This is a genomic window from Actinosynnema sp. NPDC037264 (assembly GCF_055603705.1).
The window spans coordinates 219,890-242,507 of the sequence record NZ_JBVJVK010000003.1 but is presented as its reverse complement, the minus strand read 5'-3'; the positions used below and the strand labels follow the sequence as shown (position 1 = coordinate 242,507).

The 22,618-nt window shown below is 73.6% G+C and carries 17 protein-coding genes; 10 read left to right on the top strand and 7 right to left on the bottom strand.

Annotated elements, in window-relative coordinates; genetic code table 11:
• Positions 1 to 23: 23 nt before the first annotated feature.
• Complete coding sequence (locus ACZ7GX_RS05630) at positions 24 to 2,366, top strand: HAD-IC family P-type ATPase (protein WP_498773214.1); 2,343 nt, start codon at positions 24 to 26, stop codon at positions 2,364 to 2,366.
• A gap of 17 nt (positions 2,367 to 2,383) precedes the next feature.
• Here the strand turns inward: ACZ7GX_RS05630 and ACZ7GX_RS05625 are convergent, their stop codons facing one another.
• On the bottom strand, positions 2,384 to 2,890 hold the full coding sequence (locus ACZ7GX_RS05625; protein WP_498773212.1) for a DinB family protein: 507 nt from the start codon (positions 2,888 to 2,890) through the stop codon (positions 2,384 to 2,386).
• 36 nt (positions 2,891 to 2,926) lie between these two features.
• On the opposite strand from ACZ7GX_RS05625, the gene ACZ7GX_RS05620 reads away from it, so the two are divergent.
• Positions 2,927 to 4,057 (top strand): alkaline phosphatase family protein, encoded by a 1,131-nt coding sequence (locus ACZ7GX_RS05620; RefSeq protein ID WP_498773210.1) that lies wholly within the window; start codon positions 2,927 to 2,929, stop codon positions 4,055 to 4,057.
• 147 nt (positions 4,058 to 4,204) lie between these two features.
• Here the strand turns inward: ACZ7GX_RS05620 and ACZ7GX_RS05615 are convergent, their stop codons facing one another.
• Entirely contained in the window at positions 4,205 to 5,071 is an 867-nt protein-coding gene (locus ACZ7GX_RS05615; RefSeq protein ID WP_498773208.1) for an SDR family NAD(P)-dependent oxidoreductase, read from the bottom strand.
• Positions 5,072 to 5,161: 90 nt separating this feature from the next.
• Here ACZ7GX_RS05615 and ACZ7GX_RS05610 point away from each other — a divergent pair, with 90 nt between their 5' ends.
• Together ACZ7GX_RS05610 and ACZ7GX_RS05605 are read left to right on the top strand one after the other, a co-directional pair.
• Complete coding sequence (locus tag ACZ7GX_RS05610; protein ID WP_498773206.1) at positions 5,162 to 5,743, top strand: TetR family transcriptional regulator; 582 nt, start codon at positions 5,162 to 5,164, stop codon at positions 5,741 to 5,743.
• A gap of 161 nt (positions 5,744 to 5,904) precedes the next feature.
• Positions 5,905 to 9,489, top strand: a complete 3,585-nt coding sequence (locus ACZ7GX_RS05605) for a DEAD/DEAH box helicase (RefSeq protein ID WP_498773205.1) — start codon at positions 5,905 to 5,907, stop codon at positions 9,487 to 9,489.
• Here the strand turns inward: ACZ7GX_RS05605 and ACZ7GX_RS05600 are convergent, their stop codons facing one another.
• Both ACZ7GX_RS05600 and ACZ7GX_RS05595 read right to left on the bottom strand, forming a co-directional pair.
• On the bottom strand, positions 9,490 to 11,526 hold the full coding sequence (locus ACZ7GX_RS05600) for an acyltransferase family protein (RefSeq protein WP_498773203.1): 2,037 nt from the start codon (positions 11,524 to 11,526) through the stop codon (positions 9,490 to 9,492).
• 197 nt (positions 11,527 to 11,723) lie between these two features.
• Complete coding sequence (locus ACZ7GX_RS05595) at positions 11,724 to 11,888, bottom strand: hypothetical protein (protein WP_498773201.1); 165 nt, start codon at positions 11,886 to 11,888, stop codon at positions 11,724 to 11,726.
• A 56-nt stretch (positions 11,889 to 11,944) separates the two neighbouring features.
• On the opposite strand from ACZ7GX_RS05595, the gene ACZ7GX_RS05590 reads away from it, so the two are divergent.
• A complete protein-coding gene (locus ACZ7GX_RS05590) occupies positions 11,945 to 12,250 on the top strand; it encodes a substrate-binding domain-containing protein (protein WP_498773199.1) in 306 nt (101 codons plus the stop codon).
• Here the strand turns inward: ACZ7GX_RS05590 and ACZ7GX_RS05585 are convergent.
• Positions 12,223 to 13,254: an AraC family transcriptional regulator gene (locus ACZ7GX_RS05585; RefSeq protein WP_498773197.1), complete on the bottom strand. Its 1,032-nt coding sequence runs from the start codon at positions 13,252 to 13,254 to the stop codon at positions 12,223 to 12,225. The two genes, ACZ7GX_RS05590 and ACZ7GX_RS05585, sit on opposite strands and share 28 nt — an antisense overlap.
• 72 nt (positions 13,255 to 13,326) lie before the next feature.
• Between ACZ7GX_RS05585 and ACZ7GX_RS05580 the strand changes: the two genes are divergently transcribed.
• Genes ACZ7GX_RS05580 through ACZ7GX_RS05570 form a run of 3 tightly spaced genes read left to right on the top strand, consistent with a single transcriptional unit; the run spans position 13,327 to position 16,978 of the window.
• On the top strand, positions 13,327 to 14,733 hold the full coding sequence (locus ACZ7GX_RS05580) for a flavin-containing monooxygenase (RefSeq protein WP_498773195.1): 1,407 nt from the start codon (positions 13,327 to 13,329) through the stop codon (positions 14,731 to 14,733).
• Positions 14,734 to 14,735: 2 nt separating this feature from the next.
• Positions 14,736 to 16,382, top strand: coding sequence for an FAD-dependent oxidoreductase (locus ACZ7GX_RS05575; RefSeq protein ID WP_498773462.1), 1,647 nt, complete (start codon positions 14,736 to 14,738; stop codon positions 16,380 to 16,382).
• Positions 16,379 to 16,978, top strand: a complete 600-nt coding sequence (locus ACZ7GX_RS05570) for an acetoacetate decarboxylase family protein (RefSeq protein WP_498773193.1) — start codon at positions 16,379 to 16,381, stop codon at positions 16,976 to 16,978. The genes ACZ7GX_RS05575 and ACZ7GX_RS05570 overlap by 4 nt, the downstream gene beginning before the upstream one ends.
• On the opposite strand, the gene ACZ7GX_RS05565 is transcribed toward ACZ7GX_RS05570, so the two are convergent.
• On the bottom strand, positions 16,975 to 18,549 hold the full coding sequence (locus ACZ7GX_RS05565; RefSeq protein ID WP_498773191.1) for an ABC-F family ATP-binding cassette domain-containing protein: 1,575 nt from the start codon (positions 18,547 to 18,549) through the stop codon (positions 16,975 to 16,977). The genes ACZ7GX_RS05570 and ACZ7GX_RS05565 overlap by 4 nt on opposite strands.
• Positions 18,550 to 18,605: 56 nt before the next feature.
• On the opposite strand from ACZ7GX_RS05565, the gene ACZ7GX_RS05560 reads away from it, so the two are divergent.
• Positions 18,606 to 19,265 (top strand): TetR/AcrR family transcriptional regulator, encoded by a 660-nt coding sequence (locus ACZ7GX_RS05560; protein WP_498773189.1) that lies wholly within the window; start codon positions 18,606 to 18,608, stop codon positions 19,263 to 19,265.
• A gap of 78 nt (positions 19,266 to 19,343) precedes the next feature.
• On the opposite strand, the gene ACZ7GX_RS05555 is transcribed toward ACZ7GX_RS05560, so the two are convergent.
• Positions 19,344 to 20,549, bottom strand: a complete 1,206-nt coding sequence (locus ACZ7GX_RS05555) for a cysteine desulfurase-like protein (RefSeq protein WP_498773187.1) — start codon at positions 20,547 to 20,549, stop codon at positions 19,344 to 19,346.
• Positions 20,550 to 20,746: 197 nt separating this feature from the next.
• Between ACZ7GX_RS05555 and ACZ7GX_RS05550 the strand changes: the two genes are divergently transcribed.
• Positions 20,747 to 22,339 (top strand): glycoside hydrolase family 64 protein, encoded by a 1,593-nt coding sequence (locus tag ACZ7GX_RS05550; protein ID WP_498773185.1) that lies wholly within the window; start codon positions 20,747 to 20,749, stop codon positions 22,337 to 22,339.
• Positions 22,340 to 22,618 lie beyond the last annotated feature (279 nt).

The following is a 22,618-nucleotide window of genomic DNA, read 5'->3' as shown; positions in this document are numbered from 1 at the left end:
GACGATGGGGCCCGGAGGTGGGGATGTCCGAGGTCGCCGGCACTCGGCAGGCGGGGTTGACCTCGGCGGAGGTCGCGGAGCGGGTCGCGGACGGGCGGACCAACGCCGTCGCGTCCCGCACCAGCCGCGGTGCCGGGCAGATCGCGCGGGCGAACGTGATCACGCCGTTCAACGGGCTGCTGACCGCGTTGTTCCTGGTCGTCCTGACCACCGGGCGTTGGCAGAACGGCCTGTTCGGGCTCGTCGTGGTGGCCAACACGGCGATCGGCGTGGTCCAGGAGCTGCGGGCCAAGCGCACCCTCGACCGCCTCGCCGTGCTCAACGCGCCACACGCCCGGGTGACGCGCGACGGTGTGACGTCCGAGATCGGGGTCGAGGAGGTGGTGGCCGACGACCTGATCGTCCTCCGCACCGGGGACCAGGTCGTGGCCGACGGCGTGGTCACCGACGCCGACGGCCTGGAGGTGGACGAGTCGCTGCTCACCGGCGAGTCCGACCCGGTGCACAAGGCCGTGGGCGACGAGGTGCGCTCCGGGTCGGTCGTGGTCGCCGGATCGGGCCGGTTCCAGGCCACGGCGGTCGGCGCGGACGCCTACGCGACCCGCCTCACCGCCGACGCGCGCCGGTTCACGGTGGTGCGGTCGGAGCTGGTCGCGGGCACGAACAAGCTGCTGCGGTGGATCTCGCTGATGATGCTGGTGGTCGGCCCGCTGCTGCTGTGGGGCCAGCTGCGCAGCCCGGACACCGACGACTGGCAGGAGGCGATGACCGGCGCGGTCGCGGCGCTGGTCGGCATGGTCCCCGAAGGCCTGGTGCTGCTGACCAGCCTGGCGTTCATGGTGGCCGCGGTGTCCCTCGCGCGGAAGCGGACGCTGGTGCAGGAGCTGCCCGCCGTGGAGGTGCTGGCCCGGGTCGACGTCGTCTGCCTGGACAAGACCGGCACGCTCACGCACGGCGACATCGTCTTCGACCGGCTGATCGCGGACGGCCCGCAGGACGACGTGCCGGAGGCGCTGGCGTTGCTGGCGACGGCTCCCGACGCGAACGCGACCTCCGCCGCGTTGGCCGACGCGTTCTCCTCCACCACCTGGCGGCGCACGGGCGGCGTGCCGTTCTCGTCGGCCCGGAAGTGGTCCTCCGTGGACACCGACGGGCACGGCACGTGGGTGCTCGGCGCGCCGGAAGTGGTGTTCCCCGGAGGCGGTCGGTTGTCCGAACGCGCCGCCGGCATCGCCGCGCAGGGCAGGCGCGTGCTGGTGCTCGCCTCCGCCCACTCCCCCGCCCGGGACTCGGCGCTGCCCGCCGACCTCGACGGACGGGCGCTCGTCGTGCTCGCCGAGCGGATCCGCGACGACGCCGCCGACGCGGTCCGGTACTTCGCCGAGCAGGGCGTCACGCTGCGGGTGATCTCCGGCGACAACCCGCGCACGGTCGGCGCGGTCGCGGTGTCGGTCGGCGTGCCCGGCATCTCCGACGCGGGCGAGGCGGTGGACGCGCGCACGTTGCCCGACGACCCCGACGCGCTCGCCGACGTGCTGGAGACCTCCGCCGTGTACGGGAGGGTCACGCCGCAGCAGAAGCGGGCGGTCGTGGGCGCGTTGCAGCGGCGCGGGCACGTGGTCGCGATGACCGGTGACGGGGTCAACGACGCGATGGCGTTGAAGGACGCCGACATCGGCGTGGCGATGGGCAACGGGGCCGCCGCGACCAGGGCGGTGGCGCAGCTCGTGCTGCTGGACAGCCGGTTCGCGCACCTGCCGGACGTGGTCGCGGAGGGTCGGCGGGTGATCGCCAACATCGAGCGCGCGGCGAACCTGTTCCTGGTAAAGAACGTGTACTCGCTGGTGCTGGCGCTGGTCGTGCTGGCGAGCGGGCTCGCCTACCCGTTGGCCCCGATCCAGCTCACCATGATCTCGACGTTGACGATCGGCGTCCCGGGCTTCGTGCTCGCCCTCGCCCCGAACCGGCGTCGTTACGTGCCAGGGTTCCTGGGGCGCGTGCTGCGGCTGGCCGTGCCGATCGGTGTGGTGATCGGGCTGGCGGCGTTCGGCGGCGACCTCGCGATCCGCTCGCTCGACCCGGGCGGTGGCCGGGTGGCCGGTCAGACGGTGGCGACGGTCGTGGTGCTGGTGGCGTCGTTGTGGACGTTGTCGCTGCTGGCGCGGCCGTTGACGGGGTGGAAGGTGGCACTGCTGGCGGGCTTGACGACGGCGGCGGCGGTGATCCTCACCGTGCCGGTGCTGGCGACGGACGTGTTCCTGCTGCACGTGACGCCGCAGCGGCTGTTCGTGGGCGTGGTCGTCGGCGCGGTGGCGGCGTGCTCGGTGGAACTGGTGGGCCTGATCAGCCGCCCAACCGCATCTTGACCTGCGCAGTGGTGCCGTTACGCGCCGACCGTGCCGTCGATGCCCTCGCGCAGGAAGTCGGCGTGGCCGTTGTGCCGGGCGTACTCGTGGATCACGTGGAGCATGACCAGGCGCAGCGACACGTCCTCGCCCCAGCGCTCGTGGTGGCCCGTGACGTCGAGCGACTCGGCCTCCCGCTCGATGCGGCGGGCGTGCTCGACCTCGGCCTGCCAGGCCTCGAACGCCTCGGACCTGGTCGCGGTCGAGGCGTCGTAGGCCACCTGGAAGTCGCCGTCGGGCGACCACACCAGCGGGACGTCCTCGTGGTCGATCACGCGCCGGAACCAGGTCCGCTCGACCTCGGCCAGGTGCCGGACCAGGCCGAGCAGGGTGAGCGTGGACGGCGGCATGGAGCGGCGGCGCAGGTCCTCGGTGGACAGGCCGTCGCACTTCATGGCCAGGGTGGCGCGGTGGTAGTCGAGGAACGCGCGCAGGGTCTCGCGTTCGCCGGCGCGCAGGGGTGGGCCGACGCGTTCGGTGGTCATGGGCCCATCGTGCCCGCAGGGCTAAGGTCGCCTGCCATGGACCCGCTCGTGCCCCGGTACGGGGGCGGATCGCTGGCCGACGTCGTGCCGTCGTTGCTGGCCGGGCTCGGTGTGCCGGGGATGGTGGACGTGCTCGGCATCTCCGGCCCGTCCCGGGTGTGCGTGCTGCTCGTGGACGGTCTCGGGTGGCGGTTGTTGCGGGAGCACGAGGCGGACGCGCCGTTCCTGTCGTCGTTGGCGGGTCCGCCGATCACGGCCGGGTTCCCGTCGACCACGGCGACCAGCCTGGCCGCGTTGGGCACCGGGGTGCCGACCGGTGAGCACGGGCTGGTCGGGTACTCGTTCGCCGACGGTGGCGAGGTGCTCAACGCGCTGCGGTGGTCGCGGTACGGGGCGACCCCGCACGTCGACTTGCGGGACGTGCTCGTGCCGGAGGAGGTGCAGCCGCGGCGGACGGCGTTCGAGGCGGCGGCCGAGGCCGGGGTGGCGGTGCGGCTCGTGCTGCCGCGCGAGCAGAAGGGCAGCGGGCTGACGCGGGCCGTGCTGCGGGGTGGGCGGTTCCAGGGCGTGCTGGGGTTCGGCGACCTGGTGGCGCGGGTGGCGGAGGCGATGCGGTCGGACGACCGGGTGCTCTGCTACGCCTACCACGCCGACCTGGACGCGCTCGGGCACGTGTACGGGCCGGGCAGCCAGGCGTGGCGGTGGCAGTTGCGGTTCGTCGACCGGTTGGCGGCGGCGGTGGCCGACGGGTTGCCGGCCGGCGGGGCGTTGGTCGTGACGGCGGACCACGGGATGGTGGCGGCGGACGACCGGGTCGACTTCGACACCGACGACGTGCTGCGGGACGGTGTGCGGGTGCTCGGCGGCGAGGCCCGGGTGCGGCACGTCTACACGTCCAAGGCGGAGGCGGTGCGGGCGCGGTGGGCCGAGCGGTTGGGTGATCGCGCGTGGATCGCGACGCGCGCGGAGGCCGTGGCGGCGGGGTGGTTCGGGCCTCGGGTGGAGGACCACGTGCTGCCGCGGATCGGCGACCTGGTGGTGGCGGCGAAGGGGTCTCTGGCGGTGGTGCGTTCGACAGTGGAGCCGGGACTCACTACCTTCATCGGGCACCACGGCTCGCTGACGGAGGAGGAGCAGCACATCCCGGTCCTGAACACGATCGGGTGATCATGGCCGGAAAATGTACGGAAACAGTGTTCTCGTACATCGGTTGGATAGACCGAGCGCCGACCAGCCCCGCCCCGTCACCACAGGGCCCCGGCGAGGTCGCCGTCACGTGAGCTCCTCGCGCCGTCACGTGAGCTCCTCGCGCCGTCACGTGAGCTCCTCGCACAGGGCCCAGATGGCGTCCCGGTTGCGTTGGTCGAGGACCACGTCGGGCCACGACGCGCGCCGGCAGCGGCTGGTGAAGTAGGCCCCGTGCACGCCCTGCGCCTGCGGGCTGGAGGCGAGGTAGATGCTGGATCTCGACGCCTTGACCACCGCCCGGTGTCCGTACAGGACCGGCATGGCCAGCCGCAGCAGCGGCACGATCGGTCGGGCCGGCGGCGGGTAGGCGCCGATGGTCAGGCTCTTGTTCATCGAGGTGTAGGCGTGGCCGGGGTAGGCCACGTTGAGGGTCACGGCGGTCCCGGCCAGGCGTTCGGCGAAGGTGTGGCTCATCGCCATCAGCGCCAGCTTGGTCTGGTTGTAGAACGACAGCCCGACGTATGACTTCTCGCCCTGCAGGTTGTCCAGGTCGATCCGTCCACGTGGGACACCACCGGTGATGTTGACGATTCGGCCGGATGCGGCGGTCAGGGCCGGCAGCAGGAGTCGGGTGAGCGCGTAGGGGGCCAGGACGTTGGCGGCGAAGGCGGTCTCGATGCCGTCTTCGGTCAGCTCCCGCCGCTCCTTGGTCACCCCCGCGTTGTTGATCAGCACGTCCACGCGGTCGCACCGGGTGGTGACCTGCTCGGCGAGTCGGCGCAGGTCGCGCTGCCGGGTCAGGTCGGCGGTCAGCACGTCGACGTCGCCGTTGCCGGTGTCGCGGCGAAGTTCGTCGGCGGCCGCGTCGGCTCGGCCCCGGTCGCGGCCGACCAGGATCACCCGGGCGTTCAGCCGGGCCAGCCCGCGGGCGGTTTCCTTGCCGATCCCGCCGGTGCTGCCGGTCACCACGACGGTCTTGCCGGTCAGGGTCATCGCTGCCTTCTCCCCTCGTGCGGGTCGGTCCAACTATATGTCACCCGGTGACAAGTTTGCCACCCGATGTCGCGAAGTAAACTCCGGTGCATGGCAGCAGGGCTACGGGAACGCGCCCGACGGGCGGTACGGGCCGAACTCGCGCAGATCGCGTTGGGCCTGTTCGCCGAACGCGGGTTCGACGAGACCACCGTCGGCGAGATCGCCGAGTCCGCGGGGCTGACCAAACGGAGCTTCTTCCGGTACTTCCCGGCCAAGGAGGACGTCGTCTTCGCCGGCATCGACGTCACCGGCGAACAGGTCGTCCAGGACATCCGCGCCCGGCCCGCCGACGAGGACCCGTGGCAGTCCCTGCACCAGGTGCTGCGCCAGTGGCAACAGCAGATCCGCGCGTCCGAGCAGGCGCTGGCGAGCCTCCGCCTGATCGAGTCGACCCCGTCGCTGCGCGCCCGCCTCCACCAGAAGCGGGCGCAGTGGCGCCAACAGGTCAGCGACGCGCTGCGCGACCGGCCCGGCGCCGACCTCGACCCCTTCACCGCCGACCTGCTCACCAACGCCGCGACCGCGGTCCTGGACACCGTCTCGCAGGAATGGCTGCGCACCGGCGGCGCCGCCGACCGGGCCGCACTGCTCGACCGCGCCTTCGCCACCCTGCGGCCAACGCGGCCGTGAGCGACGACCGGCCACCCCGCCCGTCACCGCGACAGCCGCTCGGAGCGGGCTCGGCATAGCATCACGTGTCGGCCGCCAGGGGACGCCGGGCGCTCCAGGGGGGCGCCGGGCCGTGCCGGGAGGCCGCCGACACGACCGCGGCCGGGGACGGGAGGCGACGAGTGGAGCACGGGTCGCCGGTGGTGGACACGTCGGTCGCCGGGGTCGTGGAGGCCAGGTGGGGTGTCCGCCCGGAGCCCGCGATCGCGCGGTACGCCGAGCCGGGCTGGCAGCTCTCGCCCCTGCCCATCGACCGGCGGTGCCCGAAGTGCGAAGGCGAACTGCACGGCCTCTACCGCGCCCACCCGGATCGCGGCAGGCAGCAGCTCCAGGCCGCCGTCGTGTGCCCCGCGTGCCCCGCGTCGTTCACGCTGCGGGAGTTGAAGCTCGCGCAACGCTCGGTGCTCGGCGACCTGCGCCCGGCCGCCGTCTCGCGCCGCCTCGCGGAGGACGCCCAGCTCGAAGCCCTGGCCCGCAACTCGCGGGCCGTCCGCCCACCGGCCGCCGATCGGCCCCGGAGCGCGCCGGCCGAGCCCGACGGACCACCACGGAACCCGTCGACTCGCCCCGCAGCCTCGGAGCCGGGTTCGCGGCGACCGGAATCCGGTGCAGGGTCGCCGGAGGACGGTTCGCGACGGCCGGGGGCGGCGGGTTCCGGGCGACGGCGGGCGGAGTCGCGGCGGGCGGAGCGGGCGCGGGACGACGCGGATCCGCGGCGGGCGGGCGGATCAAGCGGAGAGGCGGAGGCCGAGTCGCCTGCGGCCGAGGGTGGTGCGCGGGGCGGGGCGGTTGCGGACGCCGAGGTGGAGGCGGCGGACGGGGCGGCGGCGAGCGCGGACGGCACGGCCGACAGCGCGGGTCAGGCGCGGGTTCGGGTGGGGCGGCGGGTGTCCACCGTGGCGATGGCGGCTCGGATCCGGTCGATCCTCAGCGGGGCGGAGGTTGCGCCGGCGGCCCGTTCGGCGGCGGTGCCCGTGTTGCCGCCGGCGTTGGCGGCGTTGGAGTCGCGGCCCGTCTGGTGGTGCAAGACGGTCGACCCGGCGTTCGACCTGACCGACGGGCCGGCCGGCGTGGACGCTCGGGTCGTTTTGCCCGATTCATCCGAATTCACCCCTGTGAAGGAACGACTCGAAGCGGCCGGGGTGCCGTTCCGCGCCATCCGCCACTGGCTGGAGCAGGAAGAAGTGTCCGCGACCGCCGCCACCGCCTGGCTGTCCGATGTCGGCGGTGTCGTGCCCGAACGGTGCGAGTCGGTCGTCGGCGACGGAGCCCGAGCGGCTCGCCTGGCCTTCGAGATGCTGTGGGACCTGCACGAACCGACCGACGCCGACGTGCCCGACCCCGTTCCCGTCGCACGGCACGTGCCCGCCGACTGGGCGCGGTTCCTGCCCTTCCCCGTGCTCAACCCCGCCCAGGCCCAAGCCGCGCCCCACCTGGTGGACGGCGACTCCCACCTGCTGATCACCGCACCGACCGGCGCGGGCAAGACCGCGATGGGCATGCTGGCCGTGCTGAAGGCGATCCTGCACGAGGGCCGCAAGGCCGCCTGGCTCGTCCCCCAGCGCTCGCTCACCGACGAACTCGACCGAGAACTGGAGACCTGGCGCGACGAGGGCCTCCGCGTCGAACGCCTCTCCGGCGAGTACGCCGTCGACGTCGAGGCCGTCAAAGCGGCCGACCTCTGGGTCGCCACCACCGAGAAGTTCGAGGCGATCTGCCGCGCGTCGTCCCTGCAGGCCGCGCTCGGCGAGGTCGGCTGCCTCGTCGTGGACGAGGTCCACCTGCTCGGCAGCCCCAACCGCGGCGCGTTGCTGGAAGCCCTGCTGGCCCGGGTCCGCGGCATCGACTCGCCGGTCCGGATCGTGGGGCTCTCGGCGACCGTGTCCAACGCCGCCGAGGTCGCCGAATGGCTGGAGGCCGACCTCGTGGCCACGACCTGGCGGCCGTCCAAGGTGACCTGGCAGCTCCCGACGATCCCGGCGGCCTCCGGCTTCACCGCGAACAACCGCCTGCGCGAACAGGTCGTGCTCGACCTGACCCGGCGGCACACCGCCGAGGGCGGCAGCGTGCTGGTGTTCTGCGGCTCCAAGCGCAACGTCCGCTCCACCGCGATGGCGATCGCCGCCGACCGGGGCGCGCCCGTGCACACCGTCGCCCCCGACGACGTCGACGGCCTGACCAAGGCGTGCGCGGAGGTCGGCGTCCGCCTGCACTACGCCGACTACGAGCACAAGCACGCCGCGGAACGTGCCTTCCGCGCACGTGAGGCGGACGTCCTGGTCGCCACGTCCACCGTCGCCGCCGGCGTGAACCTGCCCGCACGGGCGGTGATCGTGCGCGACGTCTCCATCGGCGGCGAGCCGATCGACACCTCCACCGTGCTGCAGATGTTCGGCCGGGCCGGGCGCATCGGCGCGGGCGAGACCGAGGGCTGGTCGTACCTGGTCGTCGACGAGACGCAGCGCGCCGACTGGCAGACCAGGCTGGTGGCCGGCTACTCGGTCTACTCGCGGATCCGCGACTCCCTGCCCGACCACGTGCTGGCCGAGGTGCTCCAGGGCCGGATCGGCACGACGGACGACGCGCAGGCGTGGTGGGTCGAGACGCTCGCGCACGCGCAGGGCGACGACGACCTGGAGCCGGTGCAGGAGGCCGTGGCGTTCCTGGTGGACGAGGGCCACCTGACGGCGACCGGCGACCGGCTCGACATCACCGAGCTGGGCCGGCTGACCGCGCGGATGATGGTGTCCACCCACACCGGCCACCGGTTGCGCCGCACGCTCGGCCTGCTGCCCGTGCCGCACGACCCGGACGAGGCGGAGAACGCGCTGAGCCTGGTCCTGTCGGTCGCCGTGCGCGACCTGGCGGGCATCCCGGTGCCGGAGCCGGTGCGGCCGGCCGTGGCCACGGTGATCAAGGCGGGCGGCAAGACGTCGCAGATCACCAACACGACGTCGGTCAAGGGCCTCGGCTCGCAGACGACCACCGCGCCGGGCGACCTGGCGTGGGCGGCGCTGCTGCTCGCGGCACGGTCGCCGCACCTGTTCGACTCGCCCGGACGGCGGGTGGCCGGCGGCATCCCGCTGGCCACCCTGCACCCGGTGTACGAGCAGGCGCCGAGGTTCCTGGCGTGGCTGGCCGCGCAGGGCGTGCTGGGCACCGTGCACCCGTGGATCGCCGTGGTGGCCGCCGACCTCGACCACCGCGTCCGCTGGCGGAGCCTCGCCCCGGGCCGCGGCGCGGGCAGGCTGCTGTGGATGTGCGAGGAGATGGCCACCCGCGCCCACCTCAGGGACGTGGTGCCGGGCCTGTGGCGCTCGGCGGTCGCACGGGGTCTGCGCGCGCCGGACTGGCCACCGGGGCGTTCGCCGGCGGGCTGCGTCCTGGACCACGCCGGCTACACCGCGCTGCTGCGCGAACGCACCACCAACCACACCCTGACCGCGCACGCAGACCACGCCACCGTCACCGGCGGCACAGGCGCGACCGCGATCGCCTGGCGCGGCCGGACCTGGACCACACCGACGACCTCCGCGACCGTCCCCTACCCACCGGCGGACGACGACGACCCGAGCGAAACCGGGGTAGCCGTCTTCACCCGCCGCGGCGACTACCGCGCCACCGGCTGGCTCGCCGCCTACACCGGCCTCTCCACCGAAGACACCCCACCACCACCGGCACGCCCCCGCCGTGGACTCGGCCGCTGACTACCCGCGATCGAGCGCCTCGGCCAACACCGGCGTGAGGCTCCGGCTGAACGCGGCGTTGAGGTGGTCGGGGTCGTAGTACACGGCGATGTTGCCGACCACCCCGTGGCACTTGTGCTCGTCGCAGAAGTAGTCGGTGAAGTCCGCCAACGACACCATCGCGTTGTCGCTGGTCCGCGCGACCTCCGACAACGGGTCCGGGGGCTGCGCCGTCACGCGGTCCACCGCGCACACCCCCGGATCACCGGGGTTCAGCGCCACGCACTGGTGGTCGCGCACCTCGCCGTTCAACGGCGGGTCGCCCAGCACGACCACGCGCGCACCCGCGTCGGTCCACCGCTTCCAACGCGGTTCGAGCCCGTCCCGGTACTGCTCGGTCTGCGAACGGCCGCTGCCGTCGTCCACGAGCTCCTTGCGCGCGTAGAACGAGGTCAGCACCAGCGACGGCGAGTCCTCCGCGATCTCGTCGGTCATCCGCGCGGACCAGTCGGCGCACTTGCGCCTGGCCTCGTCGGTCGCGGTGCCTCGGTAGCCGACGAAGTCGACCTCCGCGAACGGGCACCCGCCCAGGTAGGCGTACTTGAGCACCCAGCCCCGCTCACGTGCCAGGTCGACCACCGGTGGCTGCCACTGCTGGGCGTGCGAATCGCCGACGAGCCAGAGGACCCGCGCCGACGCCGACCCACCGCTGTAGTCGCACACCGAGACGTCGGCCACGCCCTCGACACCGCCACAGCCGGGCGGCGTCTTGAAGTACTCGTTGGCGGGCCCCATGTGCACGACCTCCGCCGGGCCCAACGGGTTCGGGCAGCCGTTGGTGGGGATCAGGGCCTGGCCGCCGACGCACACCCCGACGCCGTGCTCCTCGGCTTCCCGCTCCGCCTGCGCGACGTGCCGCCCGTACGTCCAGTTCAACCCGGCCGCGGCCGCGGAAACGACGAGGAGGCCGACCACCATCGCGGCGAACGTGCGCCCGGTCCCGAGGCGGACCGCGATGCCCTTGTCCTCGACCAGGACCTTCGACAGGTACGCCGCCACGAGCGACACCCCGAGCACCGCGAGCAGCAGTGGCGTGGTCATCCGGCCCGCCTGCAACGCGTCGGCGAACACGAACGGCGCGACCATGATCAACGGCCAGTGCCACAGGTACAGCGAGTAGCTGATGCCGCCCAGGAACTGCACCGGCGACGACGCCGTGACCGCCGCGTGCCACTGCCGCCCGGGGCGCTGCCCCGCCGCGATGACGAGTGCCGTGCCGACGGTCGGCACCAACGCGAGGTAACCGGGGAACGGCGTTGCGTGGTCGTAGTGGAACGCCGACGCGAGGATCATGGCGAACCCGATCGCCGAGGCCGCCCCGGCCAGCCGCTTCGACAGCTCGACGCCGGTCAGCGCGATGAGCGCGCCCAGCGCGAACTCCCACACGCGGCCCTGGGTGACGAAGTACGCCTGGTTCGGCTCGACCTGCGTGTAGTGGACGCTGAACGCCAACGACGCCGCGCCGACCAACGCGATGCCGACGACCTGCGCCCGCCGTCGCCGGACCTTGAACAACACCACCAGGAGCAACGGCCAGACCAGGTAGAACTGCTCCTCCACCGACAGCGACCAGTAGTGCTGCACGAGGCTGGCGGCCGTGTTGGCCGCCGAGTAGTCGACCGACTTCGCCGCGAGGAGCCAGTTCTCCCAGTACAGGGCGGCGGCGACCGACTCGGCCGCGGTCGCCTCCCAGCGCGGGTACGGCAACAGGAGGTACGCGGCGACGACGCTCACGCCGAGCACGAGCAACGCGGCGGGCAACAGCCGGCGGATGCGGCGGGCGTAGAAGCGGCCGAGGCGGACGCGGCCGGTCGAGGTGATCTCGCGGTCGAGGTGCGAGCTGATCAGGTAGCCGGAGATGACGAAGAACACGTCGACGCCGACGTAGCCGCCGGTGAGACCGCTCGGCCAGAGGTGGTTCACCACCACGGCGAGCACCGCGACGGCGCGCAACGACTGGATGTCGGTGCGGAACGCCGACTGTCTTCGCGCCTCCACGGGGGCGTGTTCCTCGACGACTGTACTCACTCTTCAGCCTGTCCCTCGAACGTGTCGCCTGGCTACAGGCTGATTGGCGCAGGAGAGTACCTGATCAGCTGCGCCGACCAGCCACTTGTGCCGGAAGCCCGAGTTCACGGCCCCTTGGACGAGCGGGTAGCCGCCGGGGTTGGTCAGGCCTCCCGCCGCGGCACGGGTCACGGTCGTGTGATGCCCAGGTCCTCCACGGTGATCGGCTCGGCGATGTCGGCGCTGTCCGCGTAGATCCACAGCGCGCCCAGGTCGGTCTGCCAGTTCGGCTCCCGGCTGCCCGTGCGCAGCAACGTGTTCCGGCGGATCGAGGTGGTGCCGGCCAGGGGCACCGGGTCGACCTCGTGCCGACCGCGATACCCGCCGCCGAGGTCACGGTGTCCGCGACGTGGTCGCCCTCCGCGCGGTTGCCGGTGCCGCGCTGCGGTCGTGGAGCCTGGACGGCGCGGCGGTGCCCGACGACGTGTCTGTGGTGGGGTTCGACGACCTCGACCTGTGCGAGTACGTGACGCCCGGGTTGACGACGGTCGCGCAGGACGTCGCGGGCAAGGCGATCACGGCGATGCGGATGCTGCTGGACTCGGTGGAGACGGGCGAGTTGCCCGAGGAGCCGGTGACGATGGGCGTCCGGCTGGTGGAGCGCGAGTCCACCGCGCCCGTGGGCGGTCAGCCGGCGCGGCGGCGTCGGCCGTAGTCGCCCGGGGTGGTGCCGCGCCAGCGGCGGAAGGCGTGGATGAAGGCCGCCGCCTCGGCGTAGCCCAGGCGTGCCGCGATCCGTTCCACCGGCAGGTCGGTCGTGGTCAGCAGCTCCTCCGCGCGCGCCGCGCGCGCCTCGTCCAACAGCTCCTGGTAGCCGGTGCCGCGGGCGGCCAGCCTGCGCCGCAACGTCCGCGCGCTCATCCCCAACTCCCCCGCCACCTCCGCCACCGTGACGTCGAAGGCGTCCGACCCGGCCAACCGCGACCGCACCGCCGCCACCACCCCGAGCCGGTCCCGGCGGCGGGCCACCAGGTCCCGGAGCTGCGCCTCGCACATCGCGCTGGTCTCGGGGCTCGCCAGCGGCAGGTCCCGCCCCAGCAACGAGATGTCGAACGACGACCCGCACCGCGCCGCCCCGAACGTCGGCCGCACCCCGAACACGGCCTCGTGACCGTGATCGGCGGGCTCGGGGAACCGGAAGTCCACCTCCAGCACGGGCACCCCGCCGGGCACCAGCTCGCCGATCACCGTGTGGATCGCGGCCAGGTCCCGTTCGGCCAGGAACCGGGCCACCCCGGCGGGCAGCGCGGTGTCGTCCAGCTCCACCCGCACCCGGTCGCCGTCGACCGACGCGGTCGGGTTGGTGAACGCGAAGCTCAGGTCCAGGTAGCGCAGCGCGGTGTCGACGGCGTCCCGCACGGTGGCGCAGCTGAGGAACGCGTAGCCGAGGATGCCGAACGTGGTCGCGTGGTACCGGCGGCCGACGTCCACCCCGCTGTCCGGCAGCACGGCGACGAGGTTGCGCACGACCCGCAGCTCCTGGCGCGCCTCGACCTCCGCGGCCGGCTCGGCCAGGTGCGCGGCGTCCAGCCCGCTGCCCGCGAGCAGCCGGTCCGCGCCGATGCCGTGGTCGGCCCCGAAGCGCACCAGCAGCGCCACGCTCGCGATGCCCCGGCGGAAGTCCCAGTGCCGCACCGCCGGCTCGGTCAACGTCGCCATGGCCACCATTGTCAATTACCCGGCCGGTGATGTCCTGGTGCGTTCGAGGGGTTCCTCCCTACCGTCGCCGGGGTGACGGCGGTCGTGGTGATCGGGGCGGGGTTCGCGGGCATCGGCATGGCGCTGGGCCTGCGCCGGGCCGGGTTCACCGACGTCACCGTGCTGGAACGCGCGGACGACGTCGGCGGCGTGTGGCGGGACAACACCTATCCCGGCGCGGCGTGCGACGTGCCGTCGTCGTTGTACTCGTACTCGTTCGCGCCCAACGCCTCCTGGCCGCGCCGGTACGCCGCGCAGCCCGACATCCTCGCCTACCTGCGCGACGCCGCGGCCCCGGTGCGCGACCTCGTGCGGCTGGGCTGCGACGTGACCGGCGCCGCGCGCGAGGGCGGTCGGTGGCGGGTCGAGCTGGCGGGCGGCGAGGTGGTCGAGTGCGACGTGCTGATCAGCGCGGTCGGGCAGCTGTCCCGGCCGGCCGTGCCCGACCTGCCGGGGCGCTTCGGCGGGCCGGCGTTCCACAGCGCGCGCTGGCGGCACGACGTGGACCTGCGCGGACGGCGAGTGGCGGTGATCGGCACGGGCGCCAGCGCGGTGCAGTTCGTGCCGCACGTGCGGCAGGTCGCGGAACGCGTGACGGTGTTCCAGCGCACCGCGCCGCACGTGCTGCCGAAGCCCGATCGCGCCCGCCCGTCGCGGTTGCTCGGCGGACGGGTCGGCCGCGTGGCGACGTGGCTGACCGGCGAGCTGCTGACCGCCGCGCTGACGTCGGGCCCCGGCTCGCGCAAGGCGGTGGAGGCGTTGACCGCGCTGCACCGGTTCTGGCGGGTGCGCGACCCGGTGTTGCGGGCGCAGCTGACCCCGGGCGCTCCGGCCGGCTGCCAGCGGCTGCTGTTCTCCAACGACTGGTACCCGGCGTTGACCCGCCCGGACGTCGACGTCGTCACCTCGCCGGTCACCGGGCTCACCGAGCACGGCGTGCGCACCGCCGACGGCGTCGAGCACCCCGCCGACGTGCTGGTCTACGGCACGGGCTTCGCGGCGGCCGACTTCCTCGCGCCGCTGCGCGTCCGCGGCCGGGACGGGCGGGAACTGGCCGACGCGTGGGCCGGCGGCGCCCGCGCGCACCTGGGCGTCACCGTGCCCGGCTTCCCGAACCTGTTCCTGCTCTACGGCCCCAACACGAACCTGGGCGGCAACTCGGTGCTGACCATGATCGAGGCGCAGATCCGGTACGTGCTGCGCGTGCTCGACCGGCTCGTCCACGCGGGCGTGGCCGGGGTGGAGGTGCGACCGGAGGTGGCGGAGGCGTTCGACGCCGAGGTGCAACGCCGCCTGCGGCACAGCGTGTGGAGCCTGTGCTCCAGCTGGTACCGCGCGGACGGCGGCCGGATCACCACCAACTGGCCCGGCCTGGTGTGGGAGTACCGGCGGCGCACGGCACGGGCGGACCTGGCCGACTTCCGAGCGGTGGGAGGGTGAGGGTGGACTACGACGTGCTGGTGATCGGGTCCGGGTTCGGCGGCGGCGCCACCGCGTTGCGGCTGAGCGAGAAGGGCTACCGCGTCGGGGTGCTGGAGGCCGGCCGCCGGTTCGCCGACGAGGACTTCCCGCGCACGTCCTGGCAGGTGCGCGACTACCTGTTCGCGCCGTCGCTGGGCTGCCTGGGCATCCAGCGGGTCGACCTCCTGCGCGACGTGCTGGTGCTCAGCGGCGCGGGCGTGGGCGGCGGGTCGCTGGTGTACGCGAACACGTTGTACGAGCCGCCGGAGGCGTTCTACCGCGACCGGCAGTGGGCGCACATCACCGACTGGCGGTCCGAGCTGGCGCCGCACTACGACCAGGCGTCGCGGATGCTCGGCGTGACCGGGAACCCTCGAACCACGGCGGCGGACCGCGTCCTGCGTGCGGTCGCCGAGGAGATGGGCGTCGGCGAGACCTACCACCGGTCGCGGGTCGGCGTGCACTTCGGCGCGCCGGGCGACCCGTTCTTCGGCGGTGTCGGGCCGACCCGGTCGCCGTGCACGCACTGCGGGCAGTGCATGACCGGCTGTCGGCACAACGCCAAGAACACCCTGGTGAAGAACTACCTCCACCTCGCCGAGCTCGCGGGCGCGCGGGTGCACCCGCTGACCACGGCGGTCGACGTGCGGCCGGCGCCCGGCGGTTTCACGGTCGCGACGCGGCGCACGGGCGGTCGGCGCGGACGGGACTTCACCGCGCGGCAGGTCGTGTTCGCGGCGGCGTCGCTGGGCACGCAACGACTGCTGCACCGGCTGCGGCGCACCAGCCTGCCGCGCCTCTCGCCGAGGCTGGGCACGTTGTGCCGCACCAACTCCGAGGCGGTGCTGGGCGTGCGGGTGCGCGACGGCGAGGCGGACCACTCGCTGGGCGTGGCGATCACCTCGTCGTTCCACCCGGACGAGCACACGCACGTGGAACCGGTGCGGTACGGGCGGGGCAGCAACCTGATGGGCCTGCTGATGACCGTGCTGGTCGGCGGCGGACCGCGGCGGTTGCGACGCGGCGCGCGCGAGCTGGCGCGCGGGTGGCGCGACTTCGGGTGGCTGCACGACCCGCGCCGGTGGTCGGAGGAGACGATCGCGTTGCTGGTGATGCAGAGCCTGGACAACTCGCTGACCACGGTCGAGCGCCGGGGCGTGCTCGGCAGGCGGATGACCACGCGGCAGGGCGACGTGCCGAACCCGACGTGGATCCCGCTCGGGCACGAGGTGGCGCGGCGGATCGCGGCCCGCGTCGGCGGCGTCGCGCGCGGGGCCTGGCCGGACCTGGCGGACGTGCCGCTGACCGGTCACCTGATCGGCGGGTGCGTGATCGGCGACTCGCCGGCCACCGGCGTGGTCGACCCGTACCACCGGGTGCACGGCTACCCGGGCCTGCACGTGGTCGACGGTTCCACGATCCCGGCGAACCTCGGCGTGAACCCGGCGCTGACCATCACCGCGCTCGCCGAGCGCGCGATGTCGTTGTGGCCCAACAATGGTGACCGCGACCCGCGTCCGGAGCCCGGTGCGGCGTACGTCCGGCTGAACGCGGTCGCGCCGCGGAGCCCGGTCGTGCCGCCGACCGCTCCCGGGGCGCTGCGCCTGACCGTGAGGGGTGATCGATGAGCTATCCGCCGGAGCCGTGGCAGCTGCACGGCCGCGCGTGCGTGTCGGTGTGGCTGGTCCGGGCGACGGCGCTGCCACCGCTGCCGGTGCGGCCGGTGACCGTGTTCGGGCGGGCCGTGGTCGGCACGGCGTTCGTGGACTACCGGCCGCCGGGCATGGCCTACCACGAGGTGCTGGCCGCCGTGCTGGTGCGGCGTGGCCTGCGGTTCGGGGTGTCGATCCCGCGCATCTGGGTGGACAGCCCGGCGTCGCTGGCGGGTGGCCGCGAGCTGTGGGGCATCCCGAAGGAGCCGGCGGAGTTCGAGTGGGGTCGGGACCTCGCCGCGTCGGCCCGGGACGAGCACGGTCCCCTCGCCTCGGTCCGCGCGCGGACGCCCCGGTTCGACGTGTGGCTGCCGGCGGCGGGGTCGACGTGGCAGGCGTTCGGCGACGGCCTGGCCCGCACACCCCTGCGCGCCACCGGTCGGGTCGCCCCGGTCCGCGCCCGCTGGCACGTCGACCCGGCGGGCCCGCTGGCGTGGCTGCTCCCGCACCGGCCGCTGGTCGGCGTCGCCGTCCGCCGGCTGCGCATGACGTTCGGGCCGCGCCGCCGCTAGGACCAGACCGGCTCGGGCACCTCCTCGACCCGGCCGTCCCGGTCGACGTGCAGGAACCGGTCGAAGTCGGCGGCGAACCAGCGGTCGTGGGTGATGGCCAGGACGGTGCCGGTGAACGCGCGCAAGCCCTCCTGCAAGGCGTCCGCGGCGGCCACGTCGAGGTTGTCGGTCGGCTCGTCCAGCAGCAGCAGCGTCTCGCCGGCCAGCTCCAGCAGCAGGATCTGCAACCGCGCCTGCTGGCCGCCCGACAACGTCTCGAACGGCTGCCGCCACGCGGGGGCGAGCTCGTAGCGGGCGAGGGCGGCCATCGCGTCGTCGCGCTCGATCCCGTGGTCCCGCGTGACGATGTCGGCCACCGCCCGTCCGACCAGGTCGGGGCGGGCGTGGGTCTGGGCGAAGTGGCCGGGCACGACCCGCGCGCCGAAGGAGATCCGGCCCGAGTGCCGGGTCGCGGACGGGTCGGCGAGCACGCGCAGGAGCCAGGACTTCCCGGTGCCGTTCGCGCCGAGGACGGCGATCCGCTCGCCGAACCACACGTCGAGGTCGAACGGCTCGATCAGACCGGACACCGCCAAACCCTTGCAGCTCAACGCCTGCTTGCCGGTGCGACCACCCTGCAGGCGCATGCGGACGGTGCGCCGCTTCGGCGGCCGTTGCGGCGGGCCGGCCTCCTCGAACCTGGCCAGCCGGGCGCTCGCGGCGCGGTAGGCCGAGGACACGGCGTCGTTGCGGGCGGCGTTCCGGCGCAGGGCGTGCACGGTGGTCTTCAGCCTGCGGTGCTCGTCGCGCCACCGCTTGCGCCGCTCGTCCAGCCGGTCGATCCGGTCGTGCCTGGCCTGGGCGAACGTGGCGAAGCCGCCGCCGTGCACCCAGACGTCGCGGTCCTCGACGGCGACGATCCGGTCGGCGGCGTCGGCGAGCAGCTGCCGGTCGTGCGAGACCAGCAGGATCGTCTTGCGGCTCGCGGCCAGCTCCCGCGCCAGCCACTGCTTGCCGGGCACGTCCAGGTAGTTGTCCGGCTCGTCCAGCAGCAGCACGTCGTCCGGGCCGCGCAGCAGGGCTTCCAGGACCAGGCGCTTCTGCTCGCCGCCGGACAGCGTGGCCACGGGCCGGTCGGCGGCCCGGGCGAACGGCAGGCCGAGCGCGACGGTCGTGCAGGTGTCCCAGACGACCTCGATGTCGTAGCCGCCCGCGTCAACGTGCTCGGCGATGGCGTCCGCGAGGGCCAGTTGGGTGTCCTCCTCGTCGCGCCCGGCCACCGCGGCTTCGGCTTCGGCCAGGGCCTTCGCGCTCGCCCGGACGCGGTCGGGCGCGACGGCGAGCAGCAGGTCGCGGACCGCGTCGCCGGTGATGAACTGCCGCATCACCCCGACGCCGCCGCTGGTGGCGATCTCGCCGGCCGCGGGCCGCAGCTCACCGGCCACGAGCCGCAGCAACGTCGTCTTGCCCGCGCCGTTCGGCCCGACCAGCCCTGCGGTGACGCCCTCGCCGACGCGGAACGACACGCGGTCCAGCAGCACGCGCCCGTCGGCCAGGGCGTAGGTCAGGTCGGACACCTCGACGTGAGCCATCGGCCACCCTCTCGAACGTTGGTCGAGAACCCGACCAACGTACTAGAGTCCCGATCGTGGACGCGACGGGTTATCAGGGCGGGGTGTGGTTGAGGCCGGCCAGGGGACGGCGGGACGTGCCGCTCACGGTGGACCGGATCGTCGTGGCGGCGGTGGCGCTGCTGGACGCCGAAGGCCCGGCCCGGCTCACCATGCGCAGGCTCGCCGAACGCCTCGACGTCGCCCCGCCCACCCTGTACTGGCACGTGAAGACCAAGGACGACGTGCTCGACCTGGCCGTGGACGCGATCTTCGCCGAGGTGCGGGTGCCGGACGGCGGCGAGTGGGCGGACGCGGTCCGGGCGCTGGTGCTGGCGTGGCGGGCGACGATGCTGCGCCACCCGTGGTCACCGCCGTTGCTGGGTCGGCCGACGCTGGGCCCGAACGTGCTCCGGCGCACCGAGTTCCTCCAGGCGACGCTGGCCGGCGCGGGCTTCCGGGGCGTCGACCTGGCCGCCGCGACGCACGGCCTGGCCAACTTCGCCATCGGCTCCGCGCTGACCCAGTCCACGTGGCGCAACGCGGCCGTCCGGGACGCCGCCAACACGCACGTCCGGGCGAACGCCGACGCCTACCCCACCCTGGCCGCCAACGACCACCTCGACGACCCCGACTGGGATGCCCTGTTCAGCCAGGGCCTCGACCGCTTCCTGACCGGCCTGGCCGGCTCCCTCTGACCCGGCGGAGGCCGGTCCGGGCGCACACCCGGACCGGCCTCCGCCGATCGCGCGTCCGTTCGTCCAGGGTTCGCCGGCTCACGCCCGACCGGAGCGCACGAACCCGGCCACCCCGTCGAGCAGCCGGTCCACCTCGGCCTCCGTCGAGTACGGCGCGAGCCCGACCCTCAGCCCGCCGGTGTCGCCGAGCCCCAGCCACCGGGACGCCTCGATCGCGTAGAACGAGCCCGCCGGCGCGTTCACGCCCAACCCGGCCAGGTGCCGGTACACGTCCGCCGCCGCGTGCTCGGCGAACGTCGCCAGCACGGTCGGGGTGCGCAGCCGGGCCCGCGACCACACCGTCACGCCGGGCAGCGCCGCCAGCCCCGCCTCGACCTTCTCCCGCAACCGGTCCTCGTGCTCGGCCACCGCCGCCAACGACGCCGTGATCCGCTCACGGCGGGTCCCGGCCGACGGCGCCAGGTCGGCGATGAAGTCCACCGCGGCCGTGCAGCCGGCCAGCACCTCGTACGGCAGCGTGCCCAGCTCGAACCGCTCCGGCACCGCGTCCGTCGACGGCAGCAGCTTGTCCGGCCGCAGCTCCGCCAGCACCTCCGGCCGCCCCACCACCACACCGCAGTGCGGCCCGAAGAACTTGTACGGCGAGCACGCGAAGAAGTCCGCCCCGATCGCCTCCACGTCCACCGGGTGGTGCGCGGCGAAGTGCACTCCGTCCACGTAGAACAGCGCGCCGGCCTCGTGCGCCGAAGCGGCGATCCCGGCCAACGCGGGCCGCGTGCCGATCAGGTTCGACGCCGCCGTGACGGCCACCAGCCGGGTCCGCTCCGACAGCACGCCGGCGACGTCGTCCAGCTCGCCGGTCGCCGGGTCGAACCCGACCCACCGCACCACCGCGCCCACCGCCTCGGCCGCCTGCACCCACGGCCGCACGTTCGCGTCGTGGTCGAGCCTGGTCACCACCACCTCGTCGCCGGGCGCCCAGGTCCGCGCCAGCGTGCGGGCGAAGTCGTAGGTCAGCTGCGTCATGCTGCGCCCGAACACCACGCCCTCCGGCGGCGCGCCGAGCAGGTCGGCCACGGCGCGCCGGGCGTCCAGCACGATCGCGTCGGCCGCCCGTTCGGCGTCGGTCACCACGCCGCGGTTGGCCAGGGACGAGGTCATCGCGTCGCGCACGGCGTCCGCGACGGCGGCGGGCACCTGCGAGCCGCCCGGACCGTCGAAGTGGGCGGTGCCGGTGGCGAGGGAGGGGAAGCGGGCGCGGACGGAGTCGACGTCGTAGGTCATGCCACCACTCTGGCCGCCGATCCACATCGGACTCCAGTGGTGCGGGTCACGTTCTGCCCTTGACATTGGTCCAACCATCGCACAACGCTATGGAAGCGCTCTCACGGACCCGTCCGCGTCGGCGTCCGACCGCTTGGCCGCCCTGGAACCGGCCGGGAGGTCGGGACAACCTTGCCCTGCACCGAGGAGTCGCAACCATGCGCACCCTGACGAAGTGGTTGAGCGCGTTCGCCGCGCTCGCCACGTCGGCGTCACTGGCCGCCGCCACACCGGCCGCGGCCGTCGGACCGGACCTGCTGCCGATCACGATCACCAACAACAGCGGCCGTGCCGAGGCCGTCCACCTGTACGTGCTCGGCACCGACATCCGGCCCGGCGGCCGGCTCGGGTACGTCAACCAGTCGGGCACGTTCACGCCGTGGCCGGTCGGGGCCAACCCGCCCTCGCCCGCGCCGGACGTGTCGATCGCGGGCCCGCCCAACGGCGGCTCCGTCACCCTGCGCGTGCCGCGGTTCATCTCCGGCCGCGTCTACATGTCGTTCGGGGAGAAGCTCAAGTTCTTCCTCACGCCGGACGGCCTGGTGCAGCCCGCGCCGTGGTCGCCGAGCGACCCGAACCGGGACATCCTGTTCGACTGGAGCGAGTTCACCTACAACGACGCCGGCCTGTGGTTGAACAGCTCGCAGGTGGACATGTTCGCCGTACCGCACGCGGTCACCGTGACCGGGGCGAGCGGCGTGACGAAGAAGACCGGCGAGCTGGTCGCGAACGGCCGCGACAACGTGATCAACGGCGTGCGCAACCAGGCCGGCTGGGCGAACTCGGTCCGCACCCGCGCCGACGGCACGGTGGTGCGCGTGCTCGCGCCGGGCAAGGCGGCGGACGCGGGCCTGTTCGACCGCGCCTACCTCGACCCGTACATCACGCAGGCGTGGAACGCCTACACCACCAAGACGTTGACCGTGGTGCCGTTCGGCGACCGGCCGGACATCCGCTACTTCGGCCGCACGTCGGGCACCACCATGAACTTCACCGACTCGTCGGGACGTCAGGTGGCGTCGTTCGCCAAGCCGTCCACGTCGAACGTGTGGGGGTGCGACGGGGCGCTGCACGCGCCCAACGACCAGGTCGTCGGGCCGATCGCGCGCACCCTGTGCGCCGCGCTGCACCGCTCCACGCTCGGCAGGATCGACACGCAGCCCGGCGGCGGGCCGGCCGACTTCTACCAGGGTGCGCTCACCAACCACTACTCGCGGCTCGTGCACCAGAACATGGTGGACGGCAAGGCTTACGGCTTCGCGTTCGACGACGTGCAGGCGCAGGAGTCGTTGGTGCACGACGGCGACCCGCGTTCGGCGGGGATCATCCTGACGCCGTTCACGGGTGGTGGCGGCACCCCGCCGCCGGGGCCCGCGGGCGGCATCGTCAGCGCGTGGCACGGCAAGTGCGTCGACGTGCCGAACTGGAACTTCACCGACGGTCAGCGCCTGATCGTGTGGGACTGCACGGGCGGCACGAACCAGCAGTGGGAGTCGACCGGCGGCACGTTCCGCACGCAGAACAACATGTGCATGGACGTGGCCTGGGGCTCGACCTCGAACGGCGCCGCCGTCCAGGTCGCGAGGTGCAGCGGGAACCCGGCCCAGCAGTTCGTCCTGACCGCCGCGGGTGACCTCGTCAACCCGCAGGCGAACAAGTGCGTGGACATCGCCGACTGGAACCCGAACAACGACGCGGTCCTGCAGATGTGGGACTGCGCGGGCACGGCGAACCAGAAGTGGCGTCGCTAGCACTGACCTGGCGGCCGTGACCGCTTGAGCCGGTGTGACCGGCTTGACGTGACCGGCTTGACGGCCGTGCTGGTGGTGGACGGCCGGGCGCCGCACTCGCCGGCGCTATCACCGGCCGGCCGGTGGGCCGTCCACTACCTGTCGGACGCGGCGTGACGCGGGTGCCCGCGTTTGCGCCGCGTCCGGTGGGACGACGGCGGGGTCGAGGAGCTGACCGCGAGCCCTCGGGGCTGACCGACCACCGGCCGCTCGTCGGTCGGCCTTCCAGCTCCGGGCTCA

Bases quoted from the DNA above. Each gene is read 5' to 3' on its own strand.
- ACZ7GX_RS05630 (WP_498773214.1), top strand. From the start codon at position 24: ATGTCCGAGGTCGCCGGCACTCGGCAGGCGGGGTTGACCTCGGCGGAG.
- ACZ7GX_RS05625 (WP_498773212.1), bottom strand. From the start codon at position 2,890: ATGACCACCGAACGCGTCGGCCCACCCCTGCGCGCCGGCGAACGCGAG.
- ACZ7GX_RS05620 (WP_498773210.1), top strand. From the start codon at position 2,927: ATGGACCCGCTCGTGCCCCGGTACGGGGGCGGATCGCTGGCCGACGTC.
- ACZ7GX_RS05615 (WP_498773208.1), bottom strand. From the start codon at position 5,071: ATGACCCTGACCGGCAAGACCGTCGTGGTGACCGGCAGCACCGGCGGG.
- ACZ7GX_RS05610 (WP_498773206.1), top strand. From the start codon at position 5,162: ATGGCAGCAGGGCTACGGGAACGCGCCCGACGGGCGGTACGGGCCGAA.
- ACZ7GX_RS05585 (WP_498773197.1), bottom strand. From the start codon at position 13,254: ATGGCGACGTTGACCGAGCCGGCGGTGCGGCACTGGGACTTCCGCCGG.
- ACZ7GX_RS05570 (WP_498773193.1), top strand. From the start codon at position 16,379: ATGAGCTATCCGCCGGAGCCGTGGCAGCTGCACGGCCGCGCGTGCGTG.
- ACZ7GX_RS05565 (WP_498773191.1), bottom strand. From the start codon at position 18,549: ATGGCTCACGTCGAGGTGTCCGACCTGACCTACGCCCTGGCCGACGGG.
- ACZ7GX_RS05555 (WP_498773187.1), bottom strand. From the start codon at position 20,549: ATGACCTACGACGTCGACTCCGTCCGCGCCCGCTTCCCCTCCCTCGCC.
- ACZ7GX_RS05550 (WP_498773185.1), top strand. From the start codon at position 20,747: ATGCGCACCCTGACGAAGTGGTTGAGCGCGTTCGCCGCGCTCGCCACG.